27 protein-coding genes and 1 tRNA gene are annotated in these 26738 nt (G+C 65.2%); 13 read left to right on the top strand and 15 right to left on the bottom strand.

The features are described 5' to 3' along the window. Window positions 1-47 precede the first annotated feature (47 nt). From CCZ28_RS07335 to CCZ28_RS07280, 12 genes are all read right to left on the bottom strand, one after another. Window positions 48-803, bottom strand: coding sequence for a hypothetical protein (locus CCZ28_RS07335; RefSeq protein ID WP_140217222.1), 756 nt, complete (start codon window positions 801-803; stop codon window positions 48-50). Beyond that, window positions 803-997: a hypothetical protein gene (locus tag CCZ28_RS07330; protein ID WP_058761175.1), complete on the bottom strand. Its 195-nt coding sequence runs from the start codon at window positions 995-997 to the stop codon at window positions 803-805. Before CCZ28_RS07330 ends, CCZ28_RS07335 begins: the two co-directional genes overlap by 1 nt. Window positions 998-1101: 104 nt before the next feature. Further along, complete coding sequence (alaC, locus tag CCZ28_RS07325) at window positions 1102-2343, bottom strand: alanine transaminase (protein WP_140217220.1); 1242 nt, start codon at window positions 2341-2343, stop codon at window positions 1102-1104. 74 nt (window positions 2344-2417) lie between these two features. Next, the gene (locus CCZ28_RS07320) at window positions 2418-3140 is read right to left on the bottom strand and encodes a hypothetical protein (protein WP_140217218.1); all 723 of its coding nucleotides are present in this window, start codon (window positions 3138-3140) and stop codon (window positions 2418-2420) included. Then, a complete protein-coding gene (locus tag CCZ28_RS25060) occupies window positions 3137-3703 on the bottom strand; it encodes a methyl-accepting chemotaxis protein (RefSeq protein WP_437179210.1) in 567 nt (188 codons plus the stop codon). Before CCZ28_RS25060 ends, CCZ28_RS07320 begins: the two co-directional genes overlap by 4 nt. Before the next feature lie 1036 nt (window positions 3704-4739). Continuing rightward, window positions 4740-5063: a TM2 domain-containing protein gene (locus CCZ28_RS07310; RefSeq protein ID WP_140217214.1), complete on the bottom strand. Its 324-nt coding sequence runs from the start codon at window positions 5061-5063 to the stop codon at window positions 4740-4742. 125 nt (window positions 5064-5188) lie between these two features. Beyond that, window positions 5189-6433 carry an acid phosphatase gene (locus CCZ28_RS07305; RefSeq protein WP_140217212.1) on the bottom strand — a complete coding sequence of 415 codons (1245 nt, stop codon included), beginning with the start codon at window positions 6431-6433 and terminating at the stop codon, window positions 5189-5191. A 68-nt stretch (window positions 6434-6501) separates the two neighbouring features. Further along, on the bottom strand, window positions 6502-7074 hold the full coding sequence (locus CCZ28_RS07300; RefSeq protein WP_058788810.1) for an ANTAR domain-containing response regulator: 573 nt from the start codon (window positions 7072-7074) through the stop codon (window positions 6502-6504). Between the two features lie 11 nt (window positions 7075-7085). Continuing rightward, on the bottom strand, window positions 7086-8282 hold the full coding sequence (locus CCZ28_RS07295) for a CmpA/NrtA family ABC transporter substrate-binding protein (protein WP_140217210.1): 1197 nt from the start codon (window positions 8280-8282) through the stop codon (window positions 7086-7088). Window positions 8283-8514: 232 nt separating this feature from the next. After that, window positions 8515-10890 carry a penicillin acylase family protein gene (locus tag CCZ28_RS07290; RefSeq protein WP_140217208.1) on the bottom strand — a complete coding sequence of 792 codons (2376 nt, stop codon included), beginning with the start codon at window positions 10888-10890 and terminating at the stop codon, window positions 8515-8517. 146 nt (window positions 10891-11036) lie between these two features. Continuing rightward, entirely contained in the window at window positions 11037-11816 is a 780-nt protein-coding gene (locus tag CCZ28_RS07285) for a hypothetical protein (protein ID WP_140217207.1), read from the bottom strand. 43 nt (window positions 11817-11859) lie between these two features. Beyond that, window positions 11860-12828 carry an alpha/beta hydrolase gene (locus CCZ28_RS07280; RefSeq protein WP_140217205.1) on the bottom strand — a complete coding sequence of 323 codons (969 nt, stop codon included), beginning with the start codon at window positions 12826-12828 and terminating at the stop codon, window positions 11860-11862. 133 nt (window positions 12829-12961) lie between these two features. On the opposite strand from CCZ28_RS07280, the gene aroC reads away from it, so the two are divergent. The 13 genes from aroC to CCZ28_RS07215 all read left to right on the top strand — a co-directional run bounded on the left by aroC (window position 12962) and on the right by CCZ28_RS07215 (window position 24392). After that, on the top strand, window positions 12962-14053 hold the full coding sequence (gene aroC, locus CCZ28_RS07275; RefSeq protein ID WP_140217203.1) for a chorismate synthase: 1092 nt from the start codon (window positions 12962-12964) through the stop codon (window positions 14051-14053). 172 nt (window positions 14054-14225) lie between these two features. Then, window positions 14226-15389: an MFS transporter gene (locus tag CCZ28_RS07270; RefSeq protein WP_140217201.1), complete on the top strand. Its 1164-nt coding sequence runs from the start codon at window positions 14226-14228 to the stop codon at window positions 15387-15389. Window positions 15390-15512: 123 nt separating this feature from the next. Next, window positions 15513-16127, top strand: coding sequence for a methylthioribulose 1-phosphate dehydratase (locus CCZ28_RS07265; protein ID WP_058761163.1), 615 nt, complete (start codon window positions 15513-15515; stop codon window positions 16125-16127). Continuing rightward, a complete protein-coding gene (locus tag CCZ28_RS07260; protein ID WP_140217199.1) occupies window positions 16124-16675 on the top strand; it encodes a 1,2-dihydroxy-3-keto-5-methylthiopentene dioxygenase in 552 nt (183 codons plus the stop codon). The genes CCZ28_RS07265 and CCZ28_RS07260 overlap by 4 nt, the downstream gene beginning before the upstream one ends. Then, a complete protein-coding gene (mtnC, locus tag CCZ28_RS07255) occupies window positions 16672-17358 on the top strand; it encodes an acireductone synthase (protein WP_140217197.1) in 687 nt (228 codons plus the stop codon). Before CCZ28_RS07260 ends, mtnC begins: the two co-directional genes overlap by 4 nt. A gap of 246 nt (window positions 17359-17604) precedes the next feature. Next, window positions 17605-17820, top strand: coding sequence for a PLD nuclease N-terminal domain-containing protein (locus tag CCZ28_RS07250; RefSeq protein WP_058761160.1), 216 nt, complete (start codon window positions 17605-17607; stop codon window positions 17818-17820). Window positions 17821-17916: 96 nt separating this feature from the next. After that, window positions 17917-18768 carry a polyamine aminopropyltransferase gene (gene speE, locus CCZ28_RS07245; RefSeq protein WP_140217195.1) on the top strand — a complete coding sequence of 284 codons (852 nt, stop codon included), beginning with the start codon at window positions 17917-17919 and terminating at the stop codon, window positions 18766-18768. Window positions 18769-18872: 104 nt separating this feature from the next. Beyond that, window positions 18873-19214, top strand: a complete 342-nt coding sequence (locus CCZ28_RS07240) for a ribonuclease E inhibitor RraB (protein ID WP_140217193.1) — start codon at window positions 18873-18875, stop codon at window positions 19212-19214. 257 nt (window positions 19215-19471) lie between these two features. Continuing rightward, window positions 19472-20881: a circularly permuted type 2 ATP-grasp protein gene (locus CCZ28_RS07235; RefSeq protein ID WP_058761157.1), complete on the top strand. Its 1410-nt coding sequence runs from the start codon at window positions 19472-19474 to the stop codon at window positions 20879-20881. Window positions 20882-20948: 67 nt separating this feature from the next. Then, a complete protein-coding gene (locus CCZ28_RS07230; RefSeq protein ID WP_058779340.1) occupies window positions 20949-21902 on the top strand; it encodes an alpha-E domain-containing protein in 954 nt (317 codons plus the stop codon). Continuing rightward, window positions 21899-22702 carry a transglutaminase family protein gene (locus CCZ28_RS07225; protein WP_058788454.1) on the top strand — a complete coding sequence of 268 codons (804 nt, stop codon included), beginning with the start codon at window positions 21899-21901 and terminating at the stop codon, window positions 22700-22702. Before CCZ28_RS07230 ends, CCZ28_RS07225 begins: the two co-directional genes overlap by 4 nt. Window positions 22703-22815: 113 nt before the next feature. Further along, complete coding sequence (locus CCZ28_RS07220; RefSeq protein ID WP_140217191.1) at window positions 22816-23553, top strand: proteasome-type protease; 738 nt, start codon at window positions 22816-22818, stop codon at window positions 23551-23553. Between the two features lie 749 nt (window positions 23554-24302). Then, a tRNA-Ser gene (locus CCZ28_RS07215) sits at window positions 24303-24392 on the top strand. Window positions 24393-24461: 69 nt separating this feature from the next. Here CCZ28_RS07215 and CCZ28_RS07210 read toward each other — a convergent pair. The 3 genes from CCZ28_RS07210 to CCZ28_RS07200 all read right to left on the bottom strand — a co-directional run bounded on the left by CCZ28_RS07210 (window position 24462) and on the right by CCZ28_RS07200 (window position 26693). Continuing rightward, window positions 24462-25274: an HDOD domain-containing protein gene (locus CCZ28_RS07210; RefSeq protein ID WP_140217189.1), complete on the bottom strand. Its 813-nt coding sequence runs from the start codon at window positions 25272-25274 to the stop codon at window positions 24462-24464. 185 nt (window positions 25275-25459) lie between these two features. Beyond that, complete coding sequence (gene lpxH / locus CCZ28_RS07205) at window positions 25460-26191, bottom strand: UDP-2,3-diacylglucosamine diphosphatase (protein WP_140217187.1); 732 nt, start codon at window positions 26189-26191, stop codon at window positions 25460-25462. A gap of 1 nt (window position 26192) precedes the next feature. Continuing rightward, a complete protein-coding gene (locus CCZ28_RS07200) occupies window positions 26193-26693 on the bottom strand; it encodes a peptidylprolyl isomerase (protein WP_140217185.1) in 501 nt (166 codons plus the stop codon). Between the last annotated feature and the right edge of the window lie 45 nt (window positions 26694-26738).

The raw sequence follows: 26738 nt of genomic DNA, 5'->3' as shown, positions 1-26738 counted from the left end.
CCGCCTAAAAAGTCATACGTTCCCCGTGGATATCTGCGGAAGCCGCGTCAATTGCGGCTTACGCTTGAGCGAAACGCCTCATAGGCGTCGAAATCGAAGCGCGTCGCCGAGACGATCTGGCTTTGTTTCAGGGTCAGGTAGATGTCCTTGCCCTTGTCCGCATAATGGGTGGTGAAGGTCACCCAGAGTTTGTCCTTGTCGCGGTAGCCACTCATGATCGGCTTGATGCAGACGTCCTGGTCCGCGCCCTGGGTTTCGCTCGGCTCACCGAGGGTGGTAATGCGGCCGACGTACACCTTGCGCTCCTCCAGGGTCAGCATCAGCGTCTCCTTGTTGATGGAGGCGGTCATCAGCAGGTCGTCCAGCGGGCTGTCCTTGAGGATGCCGGCGAGGATGAAGGTGCGGTAATTGTCCTCGCTGAGGCCGTACTTGCGCTTGATGGTGCCGCGCGCCAGCGCCGCCCAGGCGCTGGGGACCAGCAGGGCGGTCACCGTCACCAGCAGGATCCAGGCGGCTTGCAACGTATCTTCCAGGGTGCCGGTCCGGCGCAGCAGCTCGGCGAGGCCGGCGAAATAGTCCAGCGAGAAGGTCCTGCCCCCAAGCGACCAGGCACGCTCTTGGACGAGCTGGGCGAGGCCCAGGTGCAGGATCACGGCGAGGAGGGTGCAGAACAGCCCGAAGCGGGCGCTTTGCAGATAGAGATACTGCCCCTCGTAGCGGTGCAGGCGATAGAAGTACAGCGGGTGCTTGTGACAGACGAGAAAGCCGCTGACCAGGATCGGCAGGAGCAGCAGCAGGAACATCAGCTGTTGATGAGCCGCCGGGCGCGGTCCAGGTCTTCCTTGAATTCGGGGGAGTCGAAGACTTCCGCCGGATCGATGCGCACCGTGCCGCGACCGACCACACGCATGGACTTGTAGGAGTTGTTGATGCTCGCGGCCAGCTTGAGCTCGTCCGCGGAGGGCGATTTGAGCAGGTTGAACAGGCCTTTCAGCATGGCGGTGCCCTGGAGACGAATAGTCTGCTTATAGCCTGGACCCAGGTTCCTGGCAAGCGCCAGCCGCGCCGCCGGTCGGCGGCACGGTGGCGCCCTACCTCATCTCAGGCGGGCTCGACGCCGGACTTGCGCGCAGGCGCGCGAGGCAGCAGGCCGTCGGCGCGGAACATCTGCTTGATGCCGCGCACCGCCTGGCGGATGCGGTCCTGATTCTCGATCAGGGCGAATCTCACATGGTCATCGCCATAGTCGCCGAAGCCCAGGCCGGGCGAGACGCAGACCTTGGCCTCGGCCAGGAGCTTCTTAGCGAATTCCAGCGAACCCAGGTGGGCATAGGGCTCGGGAATCTTGGCCCAGACATACATGGACGCCTTGGGATTCTCCACCATCCAACCGGCCTCGTGCAGGCCACGTACCAGCACGTCACGGCGCTGCTGGTACTGCTGGGCGATGTCGCGCACGCACTGCTGGTCACCTTCGAGGGCGGCGATGGCGGCCACCTGCAGCGGGGTGAAGGTGCCGTAGTCGTGATAGCTCTTGATCCGCGCCAGGGCCGCGACCAGCTCGGGATTGCCGACCATGAAGCCGATCCGCCAGCCGGCCATGTTGTAGCTCTTGGACAGGGTGAAGAACTCCACCGCGATGTCCTTGGCGCCGGGCACCTGCATGATGGAGGGCGCCTGCCAGCCGTCGAAGACGATGTCGGCATAGGCCAGGTCGTGCACCACCAGCACGTTGTAGCGCTTGGCCAGTTCCACCACGCGCTCGAAGAAGTCCAGCTCCACGCACTGGGCGGTGGGGTTGGAGGGGAAGCCGAGGATCATCATCTTCGGCTTGGGAATGCTCTCGCGGATGGCCCGCTCCAGTTCGGCGAAGAAGTCCATGCCCTGCACCAGGGGCACCGAACGCACCTGGGCGCCGGCGATCACCGCGCCGTAGATGTGGATCGGATAGCTCGGATTGGGCACCAGCACGGTATCGCCGGCATCCAGGGTGGCCAGCATCAGGTGTGCCAGGCCTTCCTTGGAGCCGATGGTGACGATGGCTTCGCTGTCGGCATCGATCTCTACCTGGTAGCGGTCGCGATACCAATGGGAGATGGCGCGCCGCAGCCGGGGAATGCCCTTGGAGCTGGAGTAACCGTGGGTGTCTTCGCGCTGGGCGACCTGGCAGAGCTTCTCGACGATATGCGGCGGCGTCGGCCCGTCGGGGTTGCCCATGGACAGGTCGATGATGTCCTCGCCACGCCGGCGAGCGGCCATCTTGAGTTCGGCGGTGATATTGAAGACGTAGGGGGGCAGGCGATCGATGCGCGCAAAGCGGCGCACGGGACTGGAATCAGTCATGCGTTCCTCGAAGTACGTAAGCGCCCGGAACCGTCCGAGCGACGTGGGTCACGGCATGTGACCTGCAGCGGACATTAGCCGCAGGTCGCTGCGCTTGTCGAGCCCTTTGTCATGTCGAGACGCACCAGGGGGCGCAACGCCTCCAGGCGGGCGTCGATCAAGGGGGTGAGCAGGGCGTAGCAGGCTTCCGGACTGAGGGTAGTGCGGGGCGCTTCCAACAGGTCGTTCCGCAGCTTTTCCAACGCCTGGGCCAGCGCGGGTTCGACCTGACCATTGTGCAGTTGCTCGCAGAGGTATTTCAGGCGTACCTGGAATTCCAACGGACAACGTGGATGACGCGCTGCGCGCACACTCAGGCCTCGAATCAGTCCCAGGTTTTCGATGGCTTGGCAGCGCTCCACCAGGGATGGTCGGGCGGGATGCAGCGAGCGCAGGTGTAATTCCAACAATCGCCAACGCTGCAGCAAGGCTTCGATCAGTTGGCAATGGGCGTCCAGATCAGCCGGCGCCTGGCGCAGCTGTTGCCAGCCCTGGTATTGCGCCTCATGTGCCCACTGCTGCCACAGCGGCTCCAGTCGCTGTTGCAGCATCGCGCGGCGCTCCTGGGCTTCGCGACCATCCTGGCCGCCGAGTCCACGATGCTGCTGGACACCCTGCAGCAGGTCGAGACCCACCTGCAGGCGCAGGATGAGCTCCAGGCTGGAATCCTGGGTCCGACGGCGCTCCAATCGATTCCAGCCAATCACCAGGCCGGCGGACAGACTGGCGGCGGTAAGCAGCGTGGTCAGCAGCGTCATGGCCGCACCCTCCCGGTCAGCTTGCGCAGATAGTCGGTAAGCTCGTGCAGGGCTTCGCGCTGCTCGGCGTAGGCCTGAGCACCAAGGTGCAACTGCTGCAATTGTTCGCTCAAGGCGTGATTGGCCTGGCCATGTTCGGTCAGGGCCTGGCGCATCTGGCCGAGTTGCTCGAGGTTGCTCTGGCTGCGTTGGGCGATGGCGTCCAGCTCGCCGGCCAGACGCCCGCAACGGCTGTGTTCGTGGCCGAGCAGACCGTCGTGTTCGCCGACTTGGCTGGCGACCTGGCGGATCGCGGTCACGATGGTGCCGGTAACCTCGGTGATACTGCGGGTCGCCTGATCGGTGGCCTGGGCGAGATGGCGTACTTCCTCGGCGACCACGGCGAAGCCCCGGCCCTGTTCGCCGGCGCGCGCCGCCTCTATCGAGGCGTTCAGCGCCAGCAGCTGGGTTTGTCGCGCCAGTTGCTGAATGGCCACCACGGCCTGCTCCACGTGTTGGGTACCGCTGAGCAGGGTGTTCACCGTGGTCGAGGTGGCATCCAGGCTATGCCGGATGGATGCCATCCCTTCGCCCAGTTGGCAGGCGCTGGCATGGCCGGCGAGGCTCTGCCCGTGGCTGTCGGCGAAGGCCTCGCCAGCGGCGTCGGCCAGGGATCGAATGCTGGCCAGGGTGCGTTCGATTTCCTCGGCTGCCGCGGCGATCATGGCGATGCCACGCTCCTGCTCGTTGCCCTGTCGATGGGACAGCTCGCTCAGTCGCCCCAGGGCCTGGCTGGCGTAGGCCGTTTCGCTGCGAATGCGTTCGCTGCGCTCCAGTCGTTCGGCGGCGGCGACCAGCAGGTTGGCGGGATCGACGTCGGCCGGTGTCTCCAGCAGCCGGGCAAGTTCGGCATGCCAGAACAGGTGCTGACGGTGGCGCTGGTTCAGTGCCAGTTGGCAACGCCAGGCCAGCAGCAACAATAGACCGAGGACGCCGACCGCGGCGAAGATCTGGTCGTTGGCTGCCAGCAGGGTGGCCAGGATTGCCAGCAGGACGCCACCCACCAGTCCAAGACTTGAGGATAGACCTGGCAACGGCGCTGAGTGGCGTGTGGCAGATGAGCGTGAAGCGCTAGCGAGGGATGATGCGGCCATGACGACTCCAACAGGCGCGGTATCCGTGAGCGGCCACGCAAGAGCGGCTGGCCGGGCCGATCATCCCAAGCAATAGCTTTGCCAGAGCTTGGCAGGCCGCATTGGCCCAGGCTGCGGGTGGCGAGCCTGGGCCTTCGCTGCACCGGCCTCGCTCACTCGCCCCAGGGTGGGGCGCTTCGTCGCTCGGCCCAGCGATTTTCACAGGGCCATCGTGCAGTCGTCACGACGGCGAGCGGTTCTTTTGAGCTCGGCAGTGAGTTTGAAGGCGCAGGAAGCGACGGATAGAAGCGCGCGGGGCGACGCCTGGGACTGGAAGTGGTCGAGTGACGTACGCCAACGTCCACACCCTTTCGGGCGATCCGGGACAGGGTAGGTGATCGGCGGCGTACCGCAATCGTAAGCCGCTATGCTCTTCGAGGAAAAATCGCGTGAAGCGCTCGGCTCTTGCAGAGCGCCCCGGGAATCATCAGAGCGAGTTGCTACCCTGCAGCACGGCCACTTCCAGGCGTGCTTGCTGACGCACCTTGTCTTGATGCTCCTGGATCATGCCAGGGATGAGGAAGGCATCGACCAGGCACCAGATGCCGGTCACGATCCAGGGAATGAAGAAGGTGACCCAGCCGATCAGCCAGAGCACCAGCATGGCAGCGCCGGATCCGGTGCGGCCGAGGTAGAAACGATGACCGCCAAGTATGCCGAGGAAGAACCAGATGACGTAGGCGGCGCCGGTGGATTTGCGGGCGTTGGCGACTTTTTGTTCGACCAGCATTTCGGCTTGCAGCGAGCTCATGGGCATAAGTCCTTTTGATTGAGCGAGTCCGTGGAAGAGTTATGTTGGCATTCTTTTCCCGTCTCTTCCACGCGCTTGAACCGGCGTCCCTGCCGGTAGTCCCTGAGGTTCAGATCACTGGTTGCTCAGTGCTGATGAATGGCATCCAACAGATCCAGCCGCTGCCACTGCGCATGCGCCGGATCCAGGCCCAGTTCGGCGACACCATAGGGCTTGGCCAGGCGTTTCTGCGCGGTGGTGGCGTTGAGCGCCGGGGCCAGTGACTGGGCCAGAACGGGGGCGTTCTCCGGGACCTGGACCGGCTGCGTGGCGGAGCCGGCAGCCGGCAGTCCGTAGGTCAGGGTGTAGTGGTTGAAGGAGAAGGCCGCGCGGCTGTTCCAGGGATCCTGGTCGGCTGGGGCGCCCGCCGCGCACTGGGCCAGGGCCATGCCGCAGGCTTTGGTCAGGGCGCTGCGCAACTGCTCGCGGGCCTCGTCGAACAGGCGGCGATAGGCCGGGTCGGCCAGGTAGTGAGCGACGTTGTACTGGGCGATCATGCGCCCGCCGATGACGTCCAGCGGATAGTGCACGCCGAGTACCTGCCGCGAGTAGCCGTAGCCGGCCCCTCGGGCGATCAGCGCTGGGGCCCGTTCGGGCAGCATGGCAGCGAGCAGCAGGGTATCGGTGTAGCCCACGGTGCTATGGCCGCTGGGGAAGGCACCAGCCGAGGCGACATAGGGTTTGCCATCGCCCACCACCACGCGATCTGGCACCAGGGTCACAGGTTTTTCCGGGCGCAGGAAGGGGCGCGGGTAATCGAAATACTTCTTGGCTGGCGCGGTGCTCACCTCCGAGGCCTTGATCAGGGCTGCGGCCTTGCCCAGCTCGCCACGCTCATAGGCGTCCAGGAAGGCCTGGCCCAGGCGCGGCCCCAGGGCGTCGGCGGTGTAGTAGAGGAAGGCAATGCCATCGGCATCGAGCACCGCGCGGTTTTGCAGCGCCGGCGAAGCGCTGTGATTGATCCGGACGACGGTGGCGGTACTGGCCGCCAACAGGCTCGCCGGCAGCGTGCGGAAGCCTTCGAGTACCTGGATGTCGTCCTGTTGCAGTTTTTCCTTGGCGAAGTCGTAGCCTTGGGCGGTCAGCCACGCCTCGTCGGCCAGGGGAGCGCCCTGGCGGACGTGCTCGATGCCGCTCTGGTCGAACGGCTGGGCAGCCTGGCGCAGGCGCTGTACCAGCAACTCACGCTGGCGCTGTTCCAGCTTGGCGAAGGCCGGGCTCTTGCCAGCCTGTTCCAGACTGGTGAGCAAGGCTTCGGGCTGAGGGCTGGCCGCCTGGGCCAGTGGAGTGAGCAGCAATCCGCAGATGAAGCTGGCAGTGACGGCGCGCATGGGCGGTCTCCGGTTGAAGGTGACCGCCAGTTTCGAGCGTGCTGATTACCAGGATGTTACAAGGTGTTTCAGCCGAGCAATTCGCTCATGGCGATGATCTGGTCGGCCACTTGGATCAGCTTCTGTTGCTTGCTCATGGCCTGGCGCCGCATCAGGGTGTAGGCCTCGTCCTCGCTGCAGCCGCGCATCTTCATCAGCAGGCCCTTGGCCTGGTCGACCTTCTTGCGTTCCAGCAGTTGTTGCTCACGGGCCTGGAGTTCGGCGCGCAGCGCCTGGTCGGTCTCGAAGCGCGCCCGGGCGACATCGATGATGGCGTGTAGGCGGCTGGTCTGGATGCCCTCGACGATGTAGGCGCTCACCCCGGACTGGATGGCGCGGCGCATCACCGCCGGGTCGTGTTCGTCGGTGAACATGACGATGGGACGGGGCAGGTCACGGTTGACCAGGCCGACCTGCTCCATCACGTCGCGGCTGGGCGACTGGGTGTCGAACAGGATGACATCCGGCCGCAACGCCTCGATGCGCGCGGGCAGGTCGATGGTCAGGCCCGAGTCTTCGATGACGTCGAAGCCCGCCTCGATCAAGGCGGCCTTGAGCCTGCCGACCTGCTTGGGGGTGTCGTCGATGAGCAAGATGCGCAAGGTCGTTCTCCCTAGTGGTCGGTGAGGGCATGGAGGGCGAAGCTGCGGGCGTAGCCGGCCGGATCGCTACCGTCCCAGGTGCGGCCATCGAGCAGGGTGCTGCTGCGCTGGGTGGCCGGTCGCTCCAGCCCGAGGCCCGCGGCAGCCTCGCTGTATAGCTCGGTGCATTGTACGGCGCGGGCGATGGCCAGGTAGTCGGGATCCTCGCGCAGCAACCCCCAGCGGCGGAATTGGGTGAGGAACCAGAGGCCATCGGAGAGATAGGGCGGATTGACCTCGCCTCGGCGATGGAAGGCCAGGGGATGGGCATCGTCCCAGCGGTGGTCGAGTCCGTCTTCGTAGTGACCGAGGAAGCGGTCGGCGAGCAGGGCTGGATCGGCGTTCACATAGGCGGGATCACTGATCAGTTGCGCGGTGCTCAGGCGATTCTCCCGGTTGTCCTCGATGAAGCGGCTGGCGTCGAGCAGGGTGCGGATCAGCGCCCGGGCGGTGTTGGGATAGCGCTCGGCGAAGGCGCGGGTGCAGGTCAGGACCTTTTCCGGATGGTCCGGCCAGATGGCCTGAGTAGTGGTCAGGGTGAAGCCCTGGCCACGCGCCACGGCAGCGGCGCCCCAGGGCTCGCCCACGCAATAGCCGTCCACCCGGCCGGCGGCCAGGTGCTCGGGCATCTGCGGCGGCGGTACCAGCACGGTGCGCACGTCGTGCAAGGGATGGATGCCCTGGGCGGCCAGCCAGTAGTAGAGCCAGAAGATATGGGTGCCGGTGGGAAAGGTATGCGCCAGGGTCAGCGGCTGGGCACCCGGTTGGCGGACCCGGGCGACGAAGGAAGCGGTGTCGTGCACGCCTTCCAGGGCCAGGCTGCGCGCCAGGTTGATGCTCTGGCCGTTCTGCGCGAGCCCCATGAGCACCGCCATGTCGGTCGCCGGAGCGCCACCGAGGCCGAGGTGGATGCCATAGACCAGGCCGTAGAGGCAATGGGCGGCATCGAGCCGACCGCCGAGCAGGTTGTCGCGCAGCGCCGACCAGGACGGCTGGCGGTGCAGATTCAGGGTCAGGCCATGGGGTTCACCGAAGCCTTGGGTCGCCGCCACGATCAGCGAAGCGGCATCGCTTAGCGGCAGGAAGCCCAGGTTGAGTTCGGGTTTTTCCGGGGCGTCGGAGCCGGCGACCCAAAGGTGCGCGGCGGACAGGGAAGGCGAGGCAGGCATGGTGTCTCCAGCAACGGACGAAGGTGCTCAGGCGACCTTTCGTGCACCCTTGGTGGGCGTCTTTGAAAAGCTACGCACCATTATGGTGACAGGGGCGCAGCCTCCACCCGACGGTCAAGCAGCTAATTGCCGGGCCGGGGTCCGGTCAGAGGTAACGTCGCTCGATGTCGCGTGGGGTCTGCTGGGGTCGGGGCAAAACCCGCGCCAAGTCGCGGGTTCGCCCTTGAGGCCCTTACTTCTGCGGGATCAGTAGCAAACGGTCACGCCCATAGACGCGCTCCAGGTTCTGCGGTTGCAGCGGCAGACTCTGGTATTGGCCCCTGGCCCAGCCATTGCCCGGGGTGCCGGCCTGGCTCGCCAGCAGCGGCTCGGTCAGGCCGAAGTCCACCACCAGACGCAGCGCCGGAGCCAGCCAGACCTTCGAGTCGCCGCCCCAGTGGCTGGCGGTCAGGTCCAGGGTGGACATGTCGCCGCCGCTGGCCGCGCCAGCCAGCCGATGCAGCCGTCCCCACTGCCAGCTCGCTCGATCATTGCCCAGTTGCGTCACGCAACGGTCGATGGCCCCCGCCAGCGCCCAGGCGAAGACGGCGGGCTTGTTCGCCTGGATGCCGGCATCGCCCCAATAGGGGCTGTCGTCGCGGGCCAGCAGGTGGTCGACGACGGGGTTGTAGCCGGTATCGCTGAGGGTGGTGAAGGCATGCCAGGCCGGGCTATCAGTGCCGCCGAGCGCCTTGGCGAAGGTCTGCTCGGCCAGGACCTGGAGGAAGGCTTCATAGACCGCTGCCTCGGCGGAGCTGGCAGCCAGGCGGCCATCGAAGGCCAGCAGGCGACTCAGGGCCTCTTCCGCGGCACGGCGCTGCTCGGCGGGCAAGGCGGCGATGGCCTGGCGCAGCGGTGCGGCAAAGCCGGGAGCGCCAAGTTGCGTCTTCAGTTTGGCGGCCAGGGTGGTGGTCTGGTCCTGCTGCAGGGCGATGGCGTCGCGGCTATCCAGGCGCGGCGAGCGGCTCATCAGTTGCGCCAGACGCTCCAGGCGCTCGGGCCCCGACCAACTGCTGGAGAGCTGCATGCCGTAGCCACGGGGCACCACGCGCTGGTTGGCGGTGCCGAGCCAGCCTTGCGCCGGGTCCTGGTCGTAGGGATGCAGCATGGTATCGGCATAGCCATCCCAGGCGTAACGCTCGTCCCAGCCGGGCGCGGGCAAGAGACCCAGGCCGCTGCGGCGGTTGGGGTAGCGACCGGTCACCTGCCAGCCGATGTGCTGGGCATCGGCGAACATCAGATTCCAATCGCTGGCGCGAATATCCCGTGCCAGCTCGAAGGCACGCTCCACGTCCTTGGCCCGGGAGAGATCGAAGAGCGCATCCAGGCTCTTGTCGGCTTCCAGGCGGCCGCTGCGCAGGGCCAGTCCGTAGCCATCGGCTTCCGGGGCCAGGGCCAGATTCAGCAAGGGGCCGCGCGGACTGGCATAGAGGGTTTCGCGCCGGGGTTTTTCGCCGCGCACGAAGAAGGTTTCCACTCGTTGGCTGGCGGGTTGCCATTGGCCGCCGCTCTGCACCTGCAGGCGTCCGCCCTGGCGTTGCAGCCGCTCCAGGTAGAGATCCTGACTGTCGCCCATCAGCGTCGTGCCGGCCCAGGCCAAGTTCCCGTTGTAGCCATCGAGCAGCAGCGGCAGGCCGGGGAGGGTGGTGCCCACGGCCTCGAAGCGCGGGGCCCTGATGGTCACCAGGGTGAAGGGCGACTGGCCGTCGAAGGCGCTGACCTCGTCCACCCCCAGCAGGCTGCGACCGCTGCGGGTGTGATTGGGCGTGGCGGCCCAGGCGGTGCCGGTAGGACCGCCGAAGGGGGCCTGCTGCGCCAGTCGCCGCTGGACCTCCAGCAGGGCCTCGAGGCCCGGTACCTGGCCGCGCAGGTTCAGGCCGCGTAGCTTGGCCGTCTCCTCTTCGGGCAGGGGTTCGTCCGGGTAGGTGGGCAGCAGCCAGGCCAGGCGCTCGGGGCTGACCTGGGTGGCCAGGGCCAGGGCGGCGGTCTCCTTGCGCAGGTCCACCGCCTGGGCGAAGTTCAGGAGTTCGTAGAGCAGGGCGCTGTCTTCCGGCTTCCAGTAGTCGACGCGATAGTCGTGGCCATCCAGCTCGACCCGTTCGCCCGCGCGATAGAGATAGGCATTGACGCCCCGCGCATAGACCTCGAAGAAGGTCTTCAGGCGGGGCGAGGCATTGGTATAGGCCACCTGGGCCGCCTTGCGCAGGTCCACCGCCCGCATGAATCTATCTGTGTCCAGCCGGCTTGCGCCATAGGCCTCGGCCAGCCGGCCCTGGGCCAGCAGGCGCAACTCCACCATCTGCGCCAGGCGCTCGCTGGCGTGCACGTAGCCCAGGGCGAACAAGGCATCGTGGAAGGTGGTGGTCTCGATCAGCGGCTGGCCTTCGGCGTTGCGGCGCACCGAGACGGTCTGCGCCAGGCCGCGTAGTGGCAGGCTGCCCTTGAGTTGTGGCTGGCTGCGGGTCGGCTGCTCCTCGGCGAAGTATTGGCAACCGGCGAGGGCGGTGAGCAGGCCGAGGGTAGCGAGGCGCAGGGGCGCGCGCCGGCGAAGCGAAAGAGGCGAGACCATGAACAGCGGGCACTCCGAGCGGATGGATGCGAACGGGGCGCTACGTTAGCAGGGTCCGGCGGGGGAGCAAGCCTCCGCGGAGGGATGGCGGTTGGGCGCTGCCGAGAGGCGTAAGCGCAAGGTGACGGCCATCCGGATTGGGCCGCCTAGCGCAGCGCCATCCAGATCAGCAGCGCGGCCTGGAACAGGCAGAACACCGCCAGGCAGCCGATGGCGAAGCGCATGGAGACGTCATCGCGGCGATAGAGGGCGATACGGTCCTCCAGCTGCCGCAGGCTGGCATCGCGCTCGTCGATGACCCGGTCGCACTGTTCCAGCAGGGTGGCGCCGTCGAGCAGCGACAGCAGTTGCACCTTGTCGGCGTTCCAGTCTTCGCGCAACTGGCTAACCCGCGCGGCCCGGCAGAGCAACTGGCGCTCGTTGTCTTCGGCCGTCTCCACGACGAAGCCCTGGGCGGTGAGGACATGATCGCGCCGGATGCGGCTGTCTTCGTCGAGCGCATCGCGGCGCGCGAGCGGCAGGTCCTGCACCCGGTAGTGGCTCCAGCGCAGGCGCGCCCAGGCCGCGGCGCGGGCCAACAGGAAGCGACCCAGGCCGCGTTCCTCCGGTTCGACCTGCAGGCCGCGCTCCGGTCCCAGGCGGATCTCGCCGAGATGGTGGTCGACCCAGACCTCCAACACGTTCACTTCGCGGTGCAATACCTGCCCCGGGATCTGTACCGACAGCCGCAGCAGGCTTTCCTCTTCGCCGTGCCGCTCGACCAGGCCGAGTTGCACGAAGCGCAGGGGGCGTGCACCGACCCGGCGATCCACCGGCTGGGGCATCAGCCGCAGCAGCTGGAAGCGCTCGGGTGGCAGGCTGGCCCAGGGATGGGGCTCATGAGGGGCGGCCTCGACGGCCGGGGCTTCGTGATCGGGGGCTTCCACAAGCAGACTCCAGGCGGGGCACCTCCTGGGCGCCTTTGCCGGCTTATCGGCTGGCGGCTGAGGAACCTGAGTGTTCGACGAAGGCGGCGACGCGCTGTACCAATTCGCGGGCCAGCGGCAGGTTGGGGTCATCGTAGGTGGGCAACTGCGCCCGCAAACTCGCTGGAGCGATGCGCAGGACATGGTTCATGCCGGGGATGATGGCCAGCTCGGCGTCGGGCTTGGCCCGGTGCAGCGCCTGGGCATCGGCGACCTCCACCTGGACGTCGTGGGTACCCTGGACGATCAGCGCCGGCGCCTGGATGCCGGCGAAGGCTTTGGCCGGCTGCTGGCGGAACAGCGAGATCAGATAGGGCTGCACGCTGGGACGCAGGAGCACCAGCAACTCGCGCGGTACCTCGGGCACCGGCGTGCCGCGCAACAACTGGTCGATGATCCACTGGGCGCTGGCCAACTCAGCCGGGGACAGCTTGCCGGCCAACTGTTCGCGCAGCACCACGTCGATGGGGCGACCGCTGCCGGCCAGGGTCACCACGCCAGCGACCGGTATCCGGTCGGCGGCTAGGCTGGCGATCAGGGCGCCTTCGCTGTGGCCGAGCAGGATCACCTTGGAAAAGCGCGGATCGGCCTCCAGCAGCCGGATCCAGGCGACCAGGTCGTCGACATAACGCTCCACGCTCAGCCGGCTCTCGTCCGGTTCGGCAGGGCGGCTGGCGGCCACGCCGCGCTTATCGAAGCGCACGCTGGCGATCCCCCGATTGCCCAGGGCTTCGGCCAGCCGCTGCAGGGCGGCATTGCGCGCGCCAGGGCCATTGCCGTTGCGGTCGGTCGGTCCCGAGCCGGAGACGAAGAGCACCACCGGTTGCGGGCGCTCGCTAAGGGGCAGGATCAGGCTGCCCTTGAGCACGCCAGTGCCGGTGTCGAGTTGGATCGGACCATGGAACACGGGATCGACCGCCTTGGCGAAAGAGGGAAGGGCGAAGCACAGCAGCAGGGAAAGCAGCAGACGCATGACGAAACGGGCCACCTGAGACCTGGGTGTGGGGCCTATCCCGCACACAATCCGTGTAAAAGACCACGGCGCGTGTAAAATCGCCCACTTCCAGTTGAATCTATACCTTTCACCCGTAGCGCGGAGCCCTCGCATGTCCGGCAATACCCTCGGCACGCTGTTCACCGTCACCACTGCCGGCGAAAGCCATGGCCCGGCGCTGGTCGCCATCGTCGACGGTTGCCCACCCGGACTGCCCCTGGATACCGCCGACCTGCAGCGCGACCTGGACCGGCGCAAGCCCGGTACCAGTCGCCACACCACCCAGCGTCAGGAAGCGGACGAGGTGGAGATTCTTTCCGGGGTCTTCGAAGGCGTCACCACCGGCACGCCCATCGGCCTCTTGATCCGCAACACCGACCAGAAGTCCAAGGACTACTCGGCGATCAAGGACCTCTTCCGGCCGGCCCATGCCGACTACGCCTACCACCACAAGTATGGCCTGCGTGACTACCGCGGCGGCGGTCGCAGCTCGGCGCGGGAGACCGCCATGCGCGTGGCGGCCGGCGCCATCGCCAAGAAATACCTGGCCACCCAGGGCATCCGCGTGCGTGGCTACATGAGCCAGCTGGGGCCCATCGAGATCCCCTTCAAGACCTGGGACAGCGTGGAAGAGAACGCCTTCTTCAGCCCGGACCCGAACAAGGTTCCCGAGCTCGAGGCCTACATGGACCAGCTGCGCCGCGACCAGGATTCGGTGGGCGCGCGGATCAGCGTGGTCGCGGAAGGCGTACCGCCGGGCCTGGGCGAGCCGATCTTCGACCGTCTCGACGCCGAATTGGCCTATGCGCTGATGAGCATCAACGCGGTGAAGGGCGTGGAGATAGGCTCCGGCTTCGCCAGTGTCGCCCAGCGCGGCACCGAGCACCGTGACGAACTGACCCCGGAGGGCTTCCTCTCCAACAACGCCGGTGGCGTGCTGGGCGGCATCTCCTCCGGCCAGCCCATCGTCGCTCACCTGGCACTCAAGCCCACCTCCAGCATCACCACTCCCGGTCGCTCCATCGACGTGCACGGCAATCCGGTCGACGTCATCACCAAGGGGCGCCACGATCCCTGCGTGGGCATCCGCGCCACGCCCATCGCCGAGGCCATGATGGCCCTGGTGCTGATGGATCACCTGCTGCGTCACCGCGCGCAGAATGCCGAGGTGCGGGTGGGCACGCCCGTTCTGCCGCAGCTCTGAGCACCTGTTCATGATCAGCTGCGCGTCGGCCAAACGGCGTTGAAAATGCCCTGGAAGGCCAGCCCCGTCGAAATGCTCCTTAACCTTCGCAAACGTTGCTTCCTCAGGCACTTTCGCCTTGTTTGTCTCTAGCTCGCGAGATCCCGAACAGGCGCCAAGCACCGGGCGGACGATGCCGGTTCCCTATTGGCGCCTGTCGGGCTTCTATTTCGCCTATTTCGCGCTGCTGGGCGCCACGGCGCCCTACCTGGGGCTGTATTTCCACCACCTGGGCTTCTCCGGCACGGCCATCGGGCAACTGGTGGCCATTCCCATGGTGATGCGGGTGTTGGCGCCCAACCTCTGGGGTTGGCTGGCCGATCGCACCGGCCGCCGCCTGAGCATCGTCCGCCTCGGCGCCGCCTGCACCCTGCTGTGTTTCGCCGGCATCTACCTCGGCCAGGGTTTCGTCTGGCTGGCATTGATCATGGCGACCCACGCCTTCTTCTGGCACGCCGTGCTACCGCAATTCGAGGCCATCACCCTGGCCCACCTGCGTGACCAGCCGCAGCGTTACGCCCGTATTCGCCTCTGGGGCTCCATCGGCTTCATCGCTGCGGTAGCGGGCCTCGGTTGGGCCTTCGAATACGTCAGCCTGGATCTCTATCCCGCCTATCTGCTGCTGGTGATGGCCATCATCCTGCTGGCTTCCCTGGCGGTACCGGGGGTGAAGGTGGATCCCGGCCAGCGGATCGAGGCCCCGGCCGAGCCCTTCCTGACCACCCTGCGCCAGCCGCCGGTATTGGCCTTCTTCGTCGCCGCGGCGCTGATGCAGCTGTCCCATGGCCCCTACTACACGGTCTTCACCCTGCACCTGGAAGAGCTGGGCTACAGCCGGGGCGTCATCGGCCAGCTCTGGTCCCTGGGCGTGATCGCCGAGGTGCTGGTCTTTCTGGTGATGCCCCAGCTGTTGGCGCGGATCGCCTTGACCACCCTGCTGGTCACCGCCTTCCTGATCGCCGCCGGGCGTTGGCTGCTGTTGGGCGCCCTGGCCGACCAGCTCGGGATACTGCTGTTCGCCCAGCTGCTGCATGCGGCCACCTTCGCCTGTTTCCACGCCGCCGCCATCCAGTTCATCCAGGCGCATTTCGACCGCCGTCGCCAGGGCCAGGCCCAGTCGCTCTATGCAGCGCTGTCCGGGGCTGGCGGTGCGCTCGGTGCCCTGTATGCTGGCTATGCCTGGCAGGTGTCCGGCGCCTTCGCCGCCTTTTTGGGCGCCACCCTGGCGGCCTTGGTAGGCGCCTTCCTCATCCTCTTGTCCGTTAGGTCCCGTACGAAAAGTGCCTGCGCTCGGTGATGCTTCGTTGAAAAACGCCTCGGAATGCTCATTTACCTCTCGTAAACTCCGCTTCCTCAGCGTTTTTCGCCTCGCCTGACCGTCGCTCGGCGACTTTTCGTACAGAACCTAGGAGAACCCTCCATGATCCAGCAGCGTGAGCAACTGGCCCGGGAAATCATCGACGCCGGTCGCTTCCTCTATGGCCGCGGTTGGTCCCCAGCCACCAGCAGCAACTATTCGGTGCGGCTGTCCGACAGCCGCCTGCTGCTGACCGTCTCCGGTAAGCACAAAGGCCAGCTCGAACCGGACGATATCCTTGCCACCGATCTCGACGGTACCCCGCTGGAGCCGAAGAAGCCCTCCGCGGAGACGGCGCTGCACACCCAGCTCTATCGCTGGCAGCCGGAGATCGGCGCGGTGCTGCACACCCATTCGGTGAATTCCACGGTGCTGTCCCGCGAACTCCAAGGTGACCGCCTGCTGTTGGAAGGCTACGAGCTGCAAAAGGCGCTGCACGGCGTCACCACCCATGAGGTGCGGGTTGAGGTACCGGTGTTCGACAATGATCAGGACATCCCGCGCCTGGCCGACAAGGTGCAGACCTGGCTCGACGTCCATCCCGACTGCGTGGGGTACCTGATCCGCGGCCACGGCCTCTATACTTGGGCCCCCCGCATGGCCGATGCCTTGCGTCACGTGGAAGCCTTCGAATTCCTCTTCGAATGCGAACTCAAGACCCGGAGCCTGCGCCCATGAGCCGACTGACCGTCTACCACGATGCCGAACCCAACCAGCCGCTGAAGGTGATCAGCGATGGCGAACACATAGCCGCTACCCTGGCCGAAGTCGGGGTGCGTTTCGAGCGCTGGCAGGCCACCGCCCCGGTGGCGCCCGGTGCCAGCCAGGAGGAGGTGATCGCCGCCTACCGGCCCGAGATCGACCGCCTGATCGAAGAACGTGGCTACCAGACCGTGGACGTCATCAGCATGAGTCCGGAGCATCCTCAGAAGGAGGCGCTGCGCGCCAAGTTCCTCGAAGAGCATCGCCACAATGAGGACGAGGTACGCTTCTTCGTCGCCGGCCAGGGCCTCTTCACCCTGCACATCGCCGACCACGTCTATGCCGTGCTCTGCGAGAAGGACGACCTCATCTCGGTGCCGGCCGGCACGCCGCACTGGTTCGACATGAGCGAGTCGCCGTCCTTCGTCGCCATCCGCCTGTTCGATAACCCTGAAGGCTGGGTCGCCCACTTCACCGGCGTGGACATTGCCCAGCGCTTCCCACGGCTGGAGGTCGAGGCGTGACCATCAAGGGCATCCTCACCGACATCGAGGGCACTACCAGCGCCGTGAGCTTCGTCTTCGACGTGCTCTTCCCCTATGCCCGCGAGCACCTGCCAGCCTTCGTGCGGGCCCATGCCGGGACGCCGGCGGTGGCCGAGCAACTCGACGCGGTGCGCGCCGAAGCCGGCGAATTGAATGCCGACGTGGAGCGGGTGATCGCCATCCTGCTTGAGTGGATCGCCGCCGACCGCAAGGCCACCCCGCTCAAGGCCCTGCAGGGTCAGGTGTGGGAGGAGGGTTACCGCGCTGGCACGCTCAAGGGCCACGTCTACCCCGATGCCGTCCAGGCGCTGCGCCAGTGGCACGCGGCGGGTCTGCCGCTGTATGTCTATTCCTCCGGTTCGGTGCAGGCGCAGAAGCTGATCTTCGGCTGCTCCGAGCACGGCGATCTCACCCCTTTGTTCTCCGGTTACTTCGATACCCTGACCGGCGGCAAGCGCGAGGCCGAGTCCTATGCGCGGATCGCCTCGGCTACTACCCATGTGCCGGCGGAACTGCTGTTTCTTTCCGATGTGGTGGAAGAGCTGGATGCCGCGCGGCAGGCGGGTCTGCCGACCTGTGGCCTGGTCCGCGCCGGTGGCCAGTTGGGCGATCATCCTTGCGTCTCTTCCTTCGCCGACATCGATCTGGTCCGTTTCGCCTGAGAGCCAGGGCAAAGACTGCTGCGCGTCGGCCAAACGGCGTTAAAAATGGCTTCGGAATGCTCATTTACCGCTTGTAAACTCCGCTTCCTCAGCCATTTTCGCCTTGTTTGTCTCTAGCTCGCGAGCCTTTGCCCTGGCTCTGAACGCCCCTGGCCGGCGCCGCTGCCAAGCGAGCCGGCCGAACTCGGCGCCGCCCTCGCCAGTCCCAATTGACGAGACCTGTGTCCTCGTAACGGGAGTCGCGACATGATCAATTCCACCATCGGCGGTGTACTAGGCTTCATCGTCTTCCTGCTCGACATCTGGGCCATCGTCAACGTCATCCGCAGCGATAGCACCAACAACGCCAAGATCGGTTGGACGATCCTGATCGTCGTGCTGCCGGTGATCGGCCTGATCGCCTGGGCCGCCGCCGGTCCACGCGGCAATCGCTCGGCCACCGCGCCCACCCACAAGGGTTAGCCAGCACAACGCTGGAGCCTGTCACATCCAGCTCTTACAATGCCCGGCTTTTGGCCGGGCATTGCTCGTCTCGGCCTGCCACCTGCGGAGATCGACATGAGCGACTACCTGGAAACCCTCTATGACGGCTATGGCCAGCGATTCACCGTCGAGCGCCTGCTCCACGAGGTGCGTACCGAGCATCAGCACCTGGTGATCTTCGAGAATGCCGTGCTGGGCAAGGTAATGGCCCTGGATGGCGTCATCCAGACCACCGAGGCCGATGAATTCATCTACCACGAGATGCTTACCCATGTGCCCCTGTTGGCCCATTCGGCGCCGAAGCGGGTACTCATCATCGGCGGTGGGGACGGCGGCATCCTGCGCGAGGTGGCCAAGCACCAGGGGATCGAGCACATCACCATGGTCGAGATCGACGGTTCGGTGGTGGAGATGTGTAAGCAATTCTTTCCCAGCCATTCCGCCGGCGCCTTCGACGATCCGCGGCTGAATCTGGTGATCGACGATGGCATGAACTTCGTCGCCAACACCACCGAGCGCTACGACGTCATCATCTCCGATTCCACCGATCCCATCGGGCCAGCCGAGGTGCTCTTCTCCGAGAACTTCTACCAGGCCTGCCATCGTTGCCTGAGCGACGGCGGCGTGATGGTGGCCCAGAACGGCACGCCCTTCCTGCAGCTGGAAGAGGTCAAGACCACCGCCAGCCGGATGGCCGGACTGTTCGCCGACTGGCACTTTTACCTGTCGGCGGTGCCTACCTACATAGGGGGCGTCATGACCTTGGCTTGGGGGAGCAAGGACATTTCGTTACGCACACAGCGTGCCGAAACCCTAGCGCAACGCTACAGTGAAAAAGGCATTCACACCCGGTACTACACACCGGAGTTGCATGCCGCTGCCTTTGCTCTACCTCGATACGTGTTGGAGGCCATCGGCAAGGCGTAAGCCACGGCGGTCGCTGCACCCTTCGAGCAGTCAGCCGCGACTCGGCGGGGGTCGGTGTCGACGCCCGTTCGAGCGAATCATCCGAACCAGAGGAGGGAAGTCCTATGTCCTTGTCGTTTGCTGATGATGTGAGCTTGAACCTGCTGCAACGGATGAAGGAGGGCGGTTTCGATTTCGCCCGCTTCCATCCGATCGACTTCTTCGCCATCTTCACCGACGAACGCACGGCCCGCCAGGCGGCGGACCAGTTCCACGGTGAGTCCCTCAACGCTCAGGTGATGCCCCATGAGGACGGCGGCTGGCATCTACAGGTCAGCAAGGTGATGTTCGCGACCCACGCCACCATCGATGATTTCGAGAGCGATCTCGAGGCGGTGGTGGTTCCACTCGGCGGCCAGTTGGATGGCTGGGGCGTTACCCAGGAGATCGCCCGAACCCACGCCTGACCGGCGTTACCAGGAACCGGCATGCCAGAGGGCATTGCCGGTTTCTTTTTGCACCTTCTCCTCGCAGCTGTCGTCGCACTTTCCCTTGCGCGCACCGTCTTAGCCACAACGCAGAAAGGTTACGGTGCACGAACCGCTCCGCGCGCCTGATTTTGGTGCATCGCCTGCCCATTTGCCTTTTAAAGGCCGGGGTTTGATGGCTTGCGCCCTGGCACGCGGCTTGCGACGCTGCACATGCGAGTGATAAGGAGATCGGCATGAGCCGCCCACTGTATAACGAGATGTATGACGTCCAGGCGCAGTGTCGGCCGCATTATGGTCGCTATGCCAAATGGCTGAGTGAGACACCCCCCGAGCTGCTGGCCCAGCGCCGCCGCGAAGCCGACCTGCTGTTTCACCGGGCCGGTATCACCTTCACCCTCTATGGCGACGAGCAGGGCACGGAGCGCCTGATTCCCTTCGATGCGCTGCCCCGGGCGATTCCGGCCAGCGAATGGCAGATCATCGAGCGTGGCTGCATCCAGCGCGTCCAGGCGCTGAACATGTTTCTCCACGACCTCTACCACGACCAGCGCATCATCAAGGCCGGCGTCATCCCTGCCGAGCAGGTGCTGGCCAACGACCAATACCAGCTGGCGATGCAGGGGTTGGATCTGCCTAATGGCATCTATGCCCACATCGCCGGGGTCGACCTGGTGCGTGACGGCGATGGTGCCTACTACGTGCTGGAAGACAACCTGCGCACCCCGAGCGGGGTGTCCTACATGCTCGAGAACCGCAAGATGATGATGCGGTTGTTTCCCGAGCTGTTCACCCTCGAGCGCATCGCGCCCATCGACCACTATCCGAACCTGCTGCTCGACACCCTGCGCAGCTCCACCCCGGTCAACAACCCCACGGTAGCGGTGCTCACCCCGGGACGCTTCAACAGCGCCTACTTCGAACACGCCTTCCTGGCCCGGGAGATGGGCGTGGAACTGGTCGAAGGCGCCGACCTGCTGGTGCGCGACGAGCAGGTGTTCATGCGCACCACCTCGGGTTTCCAGAAGGTCGACGTCATCTATCGCCGGCTGGACGACGCCTTCCTCGATCCCCTGGCCTTCAATCCGGACTCCATGCTCGGCGTCCCCGGACTGCTGGCCGCCTATCGCGCGGGCAACGTCATCCTGGCCAACGCCATAGGCACCGGGGTGGCCGACGACAAGTCCATCTACCCCTATGTGCCGGAGATGATCCGTTTCTACCTCAGCGAGGAGCCGATCCTCTACAACGTGCCCACCTGGCAGTGCCGCAAGCCGGAAGAGCTGTCCCACGTCCTGGCCAACCTGCCCGAGCTGGTGGTCAAGGAAGTCCATGGTTCCGGCGGCTACGGCATGCTGGTCGGCCCTGCCGCCACCAGCGCCGAGATCGAAGTCTTCCGCGCGCGGCTCAAGGCCAACCCCAGCGCCTACATCGCCCAGCCGACCCTGTCGTTGTCCACCTGCCCGACCTTCGTCGAGAACGGCATCGCGCCGCGCCATATCGATCTGCGGCCCTTCGTGCTGTCCGGCCGCAAGACGCGCCTGGTGCCCGGCGGCCTGACCCGGGTAGCGCTGCGCGAAGGCTCCCTGGTGGTGAATTCGTCGCAAGGTGGCGGCACCAAGGACACCTGGGTGGTCCAGGACTAGGACCGGACGCCGTGAACATCAGGCCGCTTCGGCGGCCCCGCAAGGACTTTTGAAAGGCGACCCCACCATGTTGAGTCGTACCGCTGCCGATCTGTATTGGATGTCCCGCAACCTGGAGCGCGCCGAGAATCTCGCGCGGATGCTGGACGTCAGCTATTCCCTTTCCATGATGCCGCAGAGCGGGCAGGGCGGAGGCCTGGACGAACTGGCCATGCCGCTGCTCATCACCGGCACCCTGGATGACTACCGTGACAAGCACGGCGCCTTGCACCCCGAGCGCCTGCTGCACTTCTTCGCCCTCGACGAGCGCAATCCCGGCAGCATCTATTGCTGCCTGCAGGCGGCGCGCAGCAATGCCCACGCGGTGCGCGGACGCATCACCGCCGACATGTGGGAGAACGTCAACGCCACCTGGCTGGAGATGCGCGAGATCGCCGTCACCGGGCTGATCCGCTTCGGCATCAGCCGGTTCTGTGAATGGGTCAAGGAAAGATCCCACCTGTTCCGCGGTGCCACCGTCGGCACCATCATGAGGAACGACGCCTATCGCTTCATCCGCCTGGGGACCTTCGTCGAGCGGGCCGACAACACCCTGCGCATGCTCGATGCCCGCTATCAGGTGCTGGGTGAGGAAGAAGCCGAGGCCATCAGTGACTCCTCCGCCCGTGGCTTCTATCAGTGGAGCGCCCTGTTGCGCGCCCTGAGCGCCTTCGAGGCCTACACCGAGCTCTATCGCGATGCCCTTAACGTACGCAACGGTGCCGAGCTGCTGTTGCTGAAGGAAGACCTGCCGCGCTCGCTGCTGTCCTGCGTGATCGAACTGCACCGGGTGCTGGCCAGCCTGCCGGGCGAGAACGGCCGCGAGGCCAAGCGCCTGGCAGCCGGCCTCGAGGCCCGACTGCGCTACACCAGCATCGACGAGGTGCTGGGCGAAGGCCTGCATCCCTGGATCGGCGATTTCATCGTCCATATCCGCCAGCTCGGCAGCGCCATCAATACCGCATACCTGGAGACCGTATGAGACTCGCGATCCATCACGAAACGCTGTATCGCTACGCCGACCAGGTCCGCGCCAGCATCCAGTACCTGCGGCTCACGCCTCAGGGCGACGCCCACCAGAGGATCCTCGACTGGGAACTGGCGCTGCCGCGCCCGGCCCGTGCCCAGCGCGATCCGTTCGGCAACATCCTGCATGTCCTGACCCTGGATACCCCGCACGACGCCATCACCATCACCGCCAGCGGCCAGGTGGAGATCGACGAGGACTTCGAGTCCGAGCCCTGCCAGGCCTCGCCCTTTCCCTTCCTGCGCCAGACGCGGCTGACCGAGGCCGACGCGGCCCTGGCGGATTTCGCCCGCGAGGTCTGCGATGGCCATCGCGATCGCGCCACCCTCATCCAACTCATGGAGCGACTGCACGAGCGGATGGCCTATATCCCCGGTTCCACCGAGGTGGACGGCAACGCCGCCCAGGCCTTCGCCAAGGGGGCAGGGGTGTGCCAAGACCATGCCCATGCCTTCCTGGCCTGCGCGCGCAGCCTGGGCATTCCGGCTCGCTATGTCTCGGGCTACCTCTGCACCGACGACAGCGAACACCTGTCCAGCCATGCCTGGGCCGAGGCCTGGCACGACGGCGCCTGGTACAGCTACGACGTCACCAACCGCCTGGCCCGTCCGGAGCGGCACCTGCGCCTGGCCGTCGGCCTGGACTACCTCGACGCCTGCCCGGTGCGTGGCATGCGTCGTGGCGGTGGCGTGGAGCAAATGGAAGCCAAGGTGCTGGTGGAGCCCTTGCAGCAGGTGCAGCAACAGCAACAATAATCTGCGACAGTCACCCGAGGGAACGAGGCCGCCACTGTGCGGCCTCGTCGTCTGGCGGCGCGTCTCGCCGCCGTCAGTGCTAGGGCAATCCGTCTTTTCTACCCGAGGTTCGCATGACCTACTGCGTCGCCATGAAGCTGCACGACGGCCTGGTGTTCGTCGCCGATTCCCGTACCAATGCCGGGGTCGACAACATCGCCACCTTTCGCAAGCTGCATCTGTTCCGAGTACCCGGTGAACGCCTCATCGCCATCCAGTCGGCAGGCAACCTGGCCACCTCCCAGGCGGTCATCAGCCTGCTGCGCCAACGTCTGGACAGCGAGCACCCCAATCTGCACGACGTCCCCACGCTCAATCATGCCGCCATCCTGCTGGGACAGACCCTGCGCGAGATCATCCACCGCGATGCCCAGGATGCGCCCAGCGGCCACGGCCTCGACCTGAGCTGTTCCTTCCTGCTGGGTGGCCAGATCAAGGACACCGAGCCTGAGCTGTTCAACATCTATCCCCATGGCAATTTCATCAGTGCCACCGAGGACACGCCTTATTTTCAGATCGGCGAGAGCAAGTACGGCAAACCCATCCTGGATCGGGCGCTGAGCTTCGACACGCCGCTCGAAGAGGCGCTGCGTTGCGCCTTGCTGTCCTTCGACTCGACGATCCGCAGCAATCTCTCGGTGGGCTTGCCGCTGGATCTGGTGGTCTATCCGCGTGATCGCCTCGACCAGGTCAAGAGCCACCGGATCGATGAGCATGACGACTACTTCCAGAGCCTGCGCCGAGGCTGGGGGGAGGGGCTGCGTGACCTGGTGGGCGCCTTGCCGGCACCACCCGCCGATTATTGGCGTTAGTGCGCTGTTCAGAAGTTAACTGCGCAATTTTGGCGGCGCTTTTTCGCCGCAGAGGCGTACCTCCTTGCCGGCGTTGCCACTCCTCGCCATAGCCCTGCTATGACTCGTCCTGGCGCCCGGCCAATCGGGGCGCTGCAGCGTCGGAGCGCCGAACCGTCGGAGCGCCGAACCGTCAAAAAATCACTCGCCAATTCTTGCGCGAACTCCTGAAACACCACACTAACCAAAGAATCGGGACAGGTTGGGTATTACCAGCACGACGGTGGTGACGATGAGCACGAAACTCGCCTGGCGCCACTTGGGGACGGGATTCTTGAACATGACTCTGGGCCTTTATTGTTAGCTGTTTGAAGCCTTTACGTCTTGGACGGGAAGCGCTTGCGCAAGGATGGCATGCAGCTACTGATACCCGCAGGCTTGAGCACTATCCAGTAGCTATAGAACATAAATTTCAGTTTTGTGGCGGCTGCCGACCAGGCGGTTATCAAAAGTGTCGCTCTGGCCGAATTCTTCATAACTTTCAACCGATTACAAAATCACGTGCGACTCTACCGTTTGTCGGAGGTATGGGCGGTTATCGTGGCTTCCCAGGCGACTGGCCGGTCATCCCGTGAACGCCGCCTGGCAGCAGCTCTCTCGGCTCCTTCGTGCAAATGTATGAATCGATTGAAGAAAAAGCTTGCCATCGAAATCGCCTTTGCCTATAGTTGCGCGCCTCGGTGATGCAGACGCAGACGCCGAGCAAATCTGGTGAGGTGTCCGAGCGGTTGAAGGAGCACGCCTGGAAAGTGTGTATAGGAGAAATCTTATCGAGGGTTCGAATCCCTCCCTCACCGCCAGATTAAGAAAACCCCTGAGAGCTTGGCTCCAGGGGTTTTTTCTTGTCCGCCGTTTGGCCAGGGCCCGCTTCAGGCAGCCTGGCTGAAGGTGGCGGCGGTATCGCGGGCGTTGGGCAGTACCAGGGTCAGTTGTTCGAGATCGATGTCGGCGAACAGGGGACCGCTCAGGTCCAGGATCTTGCTGTCGCCGGCGTTCTCATGCAGCACCTCGGCCACGGCGACCGCCTGGGCCACGATCAGGGCATAACCGTTGCCCTCGGGTGCCTGCAGCGGGCGAGCCTGGAAGGCGATGGCATCGCGCAGCACCTGCGGTAGCTGCCAGCGGCGCGCGAGCTCAGCGCCCACTTCCGGATAGCCGAAGCCCAGTTGCAGAGTTTCATCGGCGGCGCGGTGGCTGCTGGCCGTGGCTGGTCCGGATAGGCTCGGCGCCAGTTCCGGAGCACCGCTTTGAATCAGCAGTTCGCCGATGTCATGCAGCATGCCGCAGGTGAAGGCGGTCTCCTGGTCCAGACCGGCCTGCTTGGCCAGCGGTTTGCACAGGCTGGCGACCAGGAAGCTGTTGTACCAGAAGGCGGGCAGGTCGAAGCCCGGGGCGGCCTTGAAGCCGCTGGTGAAGGCCGAGGCCAGCACCAGGGTGCGCAGGGTATTGAAGCCCAGGCGCAGGGCGGCGTCTTCGATGCTGGTGGATTCGCGGGCGCCACGGAAGCGCGCCGAGTTGGCCAGGCGCAGCACCTTGGCGGCGATGACGGGATCACGCGCGACGGTGCGCGACAGGGTTTCGATGCTGGTGTTGGGGTCGTCGAACTGCTTGATCAGCACCTGCGCCACTTCGGGAACGCTGGGCAGGTTGTGTAGCTGGGCGAAAAGGGTGTCGAGTTGCATAGGCGGGCTCCGCGAGAGGGTTACATCTCTTTACATCCCTCATCATCGGTCGCACCTACGGATTTCTGAAATCGGCATGTGACGATCGGTCGCAGCGCCCCTTGATAATGGTTTTCGATAGTTCGAAAAGGCGTTTCATACCAAGGGGTTAGCCTGCCGTTGGCGACGCTTGTCTGGACGTCCGATTACCGTTCGTCGAGGGCGAAATTTCGCTGGATAAGGCCTGCCGGCGTGGCTTCCAGTACCCAACCCAGGCTGTCCCAGTCGCCCAGCACGATTCGCCGCGCGGGGTGGTCGTTCAGTTGCAACTCGTGAGTGGCGGGTCGGTGGGTGTGGCCGTGGATCAGTGTCGTCACCTGGGCGGCCTGCATTTCCCGTTCGACCTCGGCCTCGGTGACATCGGTGATGTCCATGGCCTTGGCGCGGGTCTGCTGGCGACTCTCGCTGCGCAGCTTGCGCGCCAGCTTCTGGCGGCTGGTGAGGGGCAGGTGGCGCAGGACGAAGAGGGTGAAGGGGTTGCGCAGGATACGGCGCAGCTTCTGGTAACCCTCGTCACGGGTGCAGAGGGTATCGCCGTGCATGAGCAGCACGCGCTGGCCGTGGAAGTCAGTGACGTGACGATCCGGCAGCAGCTGACAGCCGGCCTGGCGGCAGAAGGCCTTGCCGATGAGGAAGTCGCGATTGCCGTGCATCAGGTAGATCGCCGTGCCGCTGTCGGCTAGTCGGCGCAGGGCAGTGGCGATCTCTCGCTCGAAAGGCCCCATGGCATCGTCGCCGATCCAGGCTTCGAACAGGTCGCCAAGGATGTAGAGCGCCTCGGCGCCACGGGCCCGCGTCTCGAGGAGATGCAAAAACGCCCGGACGATGTCCGGGCGTTGCGGTTCGAGATGCAGGTCGGAGACCAGTAGAATGCTCATCTTACTCAGCGGGGACGATCTCGGCCTTCTCGATGATGACGTCTTCGCTCGGCACGTCCTGATGACCGGCCTTGCTGGTGGTGGCGACGCCCTTGATGGCGTTGACCACGTCCATGCCCTCGACCACCTTGCCGAACACTGCATAGCCCCAGCCCTGGCTGGTGGGCGCGGTGTGGTTGAGGAAGGTGTTGTTGGACACGTTGATGAAGAACTGCGCCGAGGCGGAGTGCGGGTCCATGGTGCGGGCCATGGCGACGGTGCCGATCTCGTTGGAAACGCCGTTATTGGCTTCGTTCTTGATCGGGGCGCGGGTCGGCTTCTGCTTCATGCCCGGCTCGAAACCACCACCCTGGATCATGAAGTTGCCGATCACGCGGTGGAAGATGGTGCCGTCATAGTGACCGCTCTTGACGTATTCCTTGAAGTTGGCCGCGGTTTCAGGCGCCTTGTCCTCGAACAGTTCCAGGGTGATGACGCCGTGGTTGGTGTGCAGCTTGATCATGGCAGCGAATCCGTAAGCTAAGGGGGACAGCATCCAGACCCGGCG

This window comes from Pseudomonas oryzihabitans (assembly GCF_006384975.1).
Lineage (GTDB): Bacteria > Pseudomonadota > Gammaproteobacteria > Pseudomonadales > Pseudomonadaceae > Chryseomonas > Chryseomonas psychrotolerans_B.
The sequence above is the reverse complement of the archived record's forward strand: the minus strand, read 5'-3'. Positions and strand labels throughout refer to the sequence as shown.